Source organism: Microbacterium sp. HMWF026, assembly GCF_003061325.1.
GTDB classification, from domain to species: Bacteria; Actinomycetota; Actinomycetes; order Actinomycetales; family Microbacteriaceae; genus Microbacterium; species Microbacterium testaceum_E.
The window spans coordinates 1-2,470 of sequence record NZ_QAJB01000241.1 but is presented as its reverse complement, the minus strand read 5'-3'; the positions used below and the strand labels follow the sequence as shown (position 1 = coordinate 2,470).

The window sequence follows — 2,470 nt, the reverse complement described above, 5'->3', positions numbered from 1 at the left end:
GCGCGAAGGCGCGGTTCGACTCGGCCATCTTGTGGGTGTCTTCGCGGCGCTTGACCGCGGCACCGAGGCCGTTCGAGGCATCGAGGATCTCGTTCTGCAGACGCTCGGTCATCGTCTTCTCACGACGACCCTTCGCGTAGCTCACGAGCCAGCGCAGCGCGAGCGTGTTGGCGCGGTGCGGCTTGACCTCGACGGGAACCTGGTAGGTCGAGCCACCGACGCGGCGGCTCTTGACCTCGAGGGTGGGACGGACGTTGTCGAGCGCCTTCTTGAGCGTGGCGACGGCGTCCTGGCTGTTCTTCGCCTCGACACCCTTGAGGGCGTCGTAGACGATCGACTCGGCGATGGACTTCTTGCCGTCGACGAGGATCTTGTTGACCAGCTGGGTGACGACGGGGGCGCCGTACACCGGGTCGTTGACGACGGGACGCTTCGGGGCGGGACCCTTACGAGGCATGGTTCTCAGCCCTTCTTCGCGCCGTAGCGGCTGCGCGCCTGCTTACGGTTCTTGACAGCCTGGGTGTCGAGTGCACCGCGGACGATCTTGTAGCGGACACCGGGGAGGTCCTTCACACGACCACCACGGACGAGCACGAGCGAGTGCTCCTGGAGGTTGTGGCCCTCACCGGGGATGTACGCGGTGACCTCGGTGCCGTTGCGCAGCTTGACGCGGGCGACCTTGCGCATGGCCGAGTTCGGCTTCTTGGGGGTCGTCGTGTACACGCGGGTGCACACGCCGGCCTGCTGGGGGTTCGACTTCAGCGCGGGAGCCTTGGTCTTCGAGACCTTCGGCGAGCGGCCCTTGCGAACCAACTGCTGAATGGTTGGCACGTTCTCTCCTTGATTGGCCGGGCGGATCCTGGGGAACCGTCCGGGGTGCTGCACGGTGACAGCGGTCGTGTCTCCCCCGGCGCGCCGCTCATCTTGCGATTCGTGACGTGTCGGGCTCACGTGTGATCCGCCGCGCGACAGAATGATCGGACGCGGTTGTGGCGGATATGCCGTGGGGGTGACCTGTTCGCAGGCCAGTCCCTGAGATGGTGCGAGCGTTGATCCGGTCGACACGCCCGGGGGCATGACGCACGGCGCGCGTGAACGCACACCCGATCAATGATACGCGGTTCCGGGGGGAGCGGCAAACGAACCCGTGGTCGGTCGATTCCACCCGCGGGATGCCGGCGCTCAGCCGAGCAGCAGGGCCAGGCCGATCGCGGCCGCCGCGACCACCACGGCCACGACGACGACGAGAGTCACCACCCGAGCGGCCCCCCGCCGGCGGCGGGGACGGACGACGGACGCATCCCTCTCGGAGCGGACGGGGGCGACGGGCGACCGCGAGACGCGGACGGCGTGATCCCGGTGCGGCGCGTACGTCTCGCGCGCGAGCGCGGCCGGAGTGAGCGGCTGACGCGCCGCGTTCACGGGCAGGGCGGCCACCTCGGGCTCGGGCTGAGCGGCCTGCCGGCGGCTACGTCGACTGCCCGCCTCCGTGTCGCCGCCGTCGGCCTCGTCGATGCGGCGTCGCGGGCGGGTCGCCTCGTCGATGCGCGCGTCATCGAGGGGCTGGGCGTCGGGTGCGGCCGGAGCGGCGCGGCGGGGCGCGGTCGTCTCGGCATCCTCCCCTTCGTCCTCCACGAGCTCGACGGCGCGCGACAGCACCGTGTCGTCCGCGGCTGGCTCCCCCACCGACCGCACCGTGTCGTCCGCGGCGGACTCCCCCGCCGACAGCACCGTGTCGTCATCCGGCTCAACGGCACGCGACAGCACCGTGTCGTCATCCGGCTCAACGGAACGCGACAGCACCGTGTCGTCGTCGACGTCATCGACCGCGGGTGGCGGCGTGGGCCACGCGCGCAGGCGCCCCGCCCATAGGGTGACCTCGTCGGGGTCGTCCGCGCGGTCGTAGGGTCCGCTCACGCCTCGCTCCGGGCGAGGCGCACCTCCGCGTCGCCGAGGAAGAACCGCTCCCCCGCCTCGATCTCCTCGCCCGGGGGCGCCTCGACCTCGGTGCCCATGAGGGTGGCGAACAGCACGCCGTTGGTCGAGTCGAGATCGGTGACGTACCAGGTGTCACCGCGGAGCTCGAGGCGCGCATGCGTCTTCGACACCGTCCGCGTCTCGTCGCTGATCGCCACGAGTTGCGCATCGGGGAAAGCGGGATCGGGGCTCGGGCGTCGACCGAGGATCACCACGGGCGAGGTCAGATCGACGGGTCCGCCGCTGGGCGGTACCAGCGCCCACGGGATGCGCTTGCGTCGCGTGACCACCGTGCGGTCGAGTGCGTCGAAGTCGTCCTCGGCGACGGGGGGCACCTCGGGCTGCGTGTACAGCGACGACACCGAGGTGCGGGCGGAGCGGGGGGAGCCGGCATCCGGGGCCTCGGAAACGGCCGAAACGGCCTCGGACAGCTCGGGGAACTCGTCGCCGGGGCTCGACAGCGGGGCGCGCGGCGCGATCGCCGGTTCGGGGG

4 protein-coding genes are annotated in these 2,470 nt (G+C 70.9%); all 4 read right to left on the bottom strand.

Annotated elements, in window-relative coordinates; all coding sequences use genetic code 11:
- Positions 1 to 457, bottom strand: a 457-nt coding sequence (gene rpsG, locus DBR36_RS09620) for a 30S ribosomal protein S7 (RefSeq protein WP_108318881.1), incomplete at its 3' end; no start/stop codon positions are given.
- A 5-nt stretch (positions 458 to 462) separates the two neighbouring features.
- Positions 463 to 831 (bottom strand): 30S ribosomal protein S12, encoded by a 369-nt coding sequence (rpsL, locus tag DBR36_RS09615; protein WP_013584051.1) that lies wholly within the window; start codon positions 829 to 831, stop codon positions 463 to 465.
- A gap of 351 nt (positions 832 to 1,182) precedes the next feature.
- Positions 1,183 to 1,917, bottom strand: a complete 735-nt coding sequence (locus tag DBR36_RS09610) for a hypothetical protein (RefSeq protein ID WP_108318879.1) — start codon at positions 1,915 to 1,917, stop codon at positions 1,183 to 1,185.
- Positions 1,914 to 2,470 (bottom strand): FHA domain-containing protein (locus DBR36_RS09605; protein WP_146185305.1); only part of this gene is annotated, 557 nt, incomplete at its 5' end. The genes DBR36_RS09605 and DBR36_RS09610, both read right to left, overlap by 4 nt.